Origin of the sequence: Staphylococcus sp. MB377, from assembly GCF_001922505.1 — a bacterium.
Taxonomy (GTDB): domain Bacteria; phylum Bacillota; class Bacilli; order Staphylococcales; family Staphylococcaceae; genus Staphylococcus; species Staphylococcus haemolyticus.
Genome location: NZ_MAON01000030.1, coordinates 1 through 3,732, shown reverse-complemented (window position 1 = coordinate 3,732; position 3,732 = coordinate 1). Strand labels below are relative to the sequence as shown.

Below are 3,732 nucleotides of genomic sequence, written 5' to 3'. Positions count from 1 at the left end.
CGTTCATTATGCTTTTCAAATGCTCTACGGAAGTCTCGTTCTCGCTTGCTATTTCTTTTTGTGCCTTTGCGATTTGGTTTAGTATCTTGTCCGACGCTTTGTGTATCGCCGTTATCTCTTGAGTAATGCTCGATTCTAGTAACATCGGCTCGTTTCTCAACGTTCTTATCTGTGCCTCTAGGTCTTTCATTTGTTCTAGTAACCTGTTTTGGTCTATCTGATTGCGTCTGTTGTTCTGTTCGTTCACTCTCTCTGTTAAGCTCATTATTTATCGTTCCTTTCTCGTAAGCTTTGCCTAAAGTTTTACCTCTAACAAATGCTTTTTTATCGGGATGTTTGAAACTGATATTCTTTCCACGTTCTTTAACTTCAATACCGTAGTTCTCTTGCATATTATCTTTAAATTCATCAAAGCTATTTGCATTTATTTTTTCTTTATCAATCGCTTGTCTAATTTCATCTTTCCAACTGATTTGACCTTTTTCAATAACTGCTCTTTCTGCTTGCGTATATCTTATTTGTGCTTGTTTCTCATTCGCTATACTTAAATTTCTTTGCCTGCATAACTCATCATTTTTTTGACGCATTTCATACAGTTTATTTCTATCATTCACAAACTTTTTTCCTGTATTCATATTCACACTATTTATGCATATATGATTATGAATGTGGTCTTTATCTGTATGCGTATAAATCGTTACTTCATGGTCTGGCGCAACTTCTTTCGCTAATTCTTGACCTATCTCATTAACTTCTTCTGGTGTGATGTTATCTTCTGGATCGAATGATTGAATCAAATGATAACCCTGTCGACCGTCGTTTTTATTAAACATCATTCGTGTTGTTTTCATCTGCTCTTTAGCAAACTCATCATCAACATTTACCCCCGATTGTATTTCTGCTTTCTTCTCTGCATACGTTATAAGCCTATTCATAGCTTTTGTAGCGCCTATCTTAATTGTTGCCATAGTTTGTTCATCTCGTTTCTTAAATCGCCTAATTCGTCCAATAATGCGTTTCCTATGTCATAATCAATTAACTCTTTTGTATTTACTGCTCTTGTAATCTGATTAATATTCGTTCCAATTGCCCTTAACTCTTTCGCAATTTCAATTGCACCTTGTCTATCAATCAGTGGTGCTTTTATACGCTTTTTCTGCGCTGCGTCTTTTGCAAGCATTGGAACAGATGTATTTAACGTTTCTGCCATTTGTTCAAGTCGCTCATATTCTTCTTGTGTCACTCTGAACTTTATTTGCTTGCTTTCTCGTCTATTCTCCGTAGCCAACAATCGCACCCCTTTCTCATCAAGTTTAGGAGGCGACGGCAAAAATGTGCCGTCAAATTTGCCCCCTAAAGCTATCATGTTTTTAGTCTGGCGCTTAATCTTTGCGCCACCCTAAAAAACGCCCGTATGTTGAATTATTTAATTGTCGGCACCAATTAAATAAACAACTTTACGGCCTCATCATAGCATTGATGAGAGGGGTTTGGCAAGCTACGTATATGGTACCCATATACTTACTTGTTGGGATTATATCCCAAACCCTTTATGTTTTTGCTAACGCAAAAAGGGACTGAATAAATCAGTCCCAAAGTTCAAAACCCAGCAACCAAAAATATGGTTGCTATATGTTCATTTAATTTTATGATCTACTCGTTTAAACTCGTAGAATAAAATTAAATTCTCAAAGTTCAAAATCATCTTCGCTTATCTTCTGAATGTCTAAGCGAACGTACAACATTTGTAAACAATATAGTGTTATCACAAGCAACTTTAAATAAATTATAGTCATTCATTCTAAGTATATTTAATAAATCTATATATTCTGTAATCCCATTATCGTTAATTATATCCATTATCTTTCCAATAGCCTCATACTTTTCTTCTTTTGTTAATGACACATAAGAAGATATATCAAAGCCATTATATAATTTTATATCTTTTTCATCATATTGATATTTTTCAGGATTATCCATGTGAGTGAAATATCTATATGCACCACGCACGCTTTCTAATTTAACAGGTTGAGGTGCATTTACTTTTTCAGCTATTTTCATTGCTGCATTTTGAGTAACTGGTCCATCCCAAATTAATATTACATGCCAATGTGGTTTTTTTATTTCTCCATCCGGATTTGTATCTTTATCATGCAAAGGAGAAACTGCAAATTGCATAAAAGTTTCCTCTAATAATTCTTGCCAATTTTCGGGGGCTGATTCTGGGTAAACAACCATACCCCACGTTCTTGATTTAGTGTATTTAGCCATGGTATTATATTGGTGATTAACAAAACATGTCAGGTCATGACATCATCGCAAAAAGAATCTTGTTGGGGCAAGGTTCTTTTTTTATCCTAAATCACCATACTCCTTTCTTAAATATTTAGTGATTAACGTTTCAATCTGACTAGACTTATTTATTTTATATTTTTTATTCACTTTTTCTAATTCCTCAATTAGCTCTGGCGGTAATGTAATATTTAATCTTTTTCTCTCTTTTTTATTCTCCAATATCAAAAAACACCTCCAAAATTGCTTATGTGTTCAATATACATATCTATGCGCATAAAGTCAACAATATACTCATTATTTTTCACAATGCACAATGCACTCCTAGGGGGGGTCGTAGTACCCCCCTAGGAAAACACCCCAAAAATATGTGAAACAACCCCCAAAAAACACTAACCCTAAAACCTAAAAAATTACTAAAATTGGCGTGACATTTCATATCATGTTATAACATTCTAATAGCATATTGTAGAATCGGCTGAGTTATTCATAGCAGATATAAAAATTAATCACGAATAACACTAGAAACGTTTACGGAAGGTTGGCGTTTCAACTAACTGGTATAAACCTGTCTGTCGTTTGGCGTTAGTGCGCAAACGTAAAAAAACAAATGCACTATTAACCTCTGTTAGTGAGGCAATATGCTATAAAAGAGCACTGACCCCAAAAAGGATCAGCGCTCTTTTTGTATATTATTAAATATCTTTTGTGCTCTCGCCTCTATTTCTACAATACGCCCAATTATCGTTTCATCATCATATCTATCCAAAAAAGCTTTTAACTCTTCAACCGAACCATTAATATATTCTAATTCCTTAACCACCAATTCTTTTGTATCATCATTCATTCCAAGCACTCCCTTTATATGTTTATTCCAATTCCTCTATTTGCCGACGATTCTGCGCTCCTTAATAATCCTAAAGCTGTCCATCGGTCGATTTGATAGCTGACGCTATCCGACCGCTGGCGCTTTTAGTCTAATTAAGGGCTCTCATCGACAAATAGATTTTCTCGGCATAAAACGTGCTTTGAATCTTATACGGCTCATATAACCCCTATAAAATGCAAAATAAGCACTAATATCGTTGTTAAGATACTTGAACCCCCAATATTGATTAAATGGTTTCTAAGGTTATTCATATTGCTTGTATGACGAATATGCGAAACCATGCTATTGAAGTTCTGGTCCATCGAGTTCAATTTCGAGTTGTGGCTCTGCTCTATCTTCTCCAATGTCGGCTTGATTGTCTCTAACATTTTCTTGTTCTCTGTCTGGAAGTTCTTCATCTGCTCGTCCATTAAGTTCTGCAGTGCGTTCATTATGCTTTTCAAATGCTCTACGGAAGTCTCGTTCTCGCTTGCTATTTCTTTTTGTGCCTTTGCGATTTGGTTTAGTATCTTGTCCGACGCTTTGTGTATCGCCGTTATCTCTTGAGTAAT

6 protein-coding genes are annotated in these 3,732 nt (G+C 35.3%); all 6 read right to left on the bottom strand.

Annotated features, from left to right (window positions below):
* Positions 1–968, bottom strand: a 968-nt coding sequence (locus tag BB045_RS07065) for a relaxase/mobilization nuclease domain-containing protein (protein ID WP_075140617.1), incomplete at its 3' end; no start/stop codon positions are given.
* A complete protein-coding gene (locus BB045_RS07060; protein WP_198143266.1) occupies positions 950–1,288 on the bottom strand; it encodes a plasmid mobilization protein in 339 nt (112 codons plus the stop codon). The genes BB045_RS07065 and BB045_RS07060, both read right to left, overlap by 19 nt.
* A 413-nt stretch (positions 1,289–1,701) precedes the next feature.
* On the bottom strand, positions 1,702–2,271 hold the full coding sequence (locus BB045_RS07055) for a replication protein (RefSeq protein ID WP_069996713.1): 570 nt from the start codon (positions 2,269–2,271) through the stop codon (positions 1,702–1,704).
* A gap of 81 nt (positions 2,272–2,352) precedes the next feature.
* Complete coding sequence (locus tag BB045_RS12175) at positions 2,353–2,514, bottom strand: ribbon-helix-helix domain-containing protein (RefSeq protein ID WP_165628176.1); 162 nt, start codon at positions 2,512–2,514, stop codon at positions 2,353–2,355.
* Between the two features lie 451 nt (positions 2,515–2,965).
* Positions 2,966–3,139: a hypothetical protein gene (locus tag BB045_RS12170; RefSeq protein ID WP_153158428.1), complete on the bottom strand. Its 174-nt coding sequence runs from the start codon at positions 3,137–3,139 to the stop codon at positions 2,966–2,968.
* Positions 3,140–3,463: 324 nt separating this feature from the next.
* On the bottom strand, positions 3,464–3,732 hold a 269-nt coding region (locus tag BB045_RS12165; RefSeq protein ID WP_178377504.1), incomplete at its 5' end, for a hypothetical protein.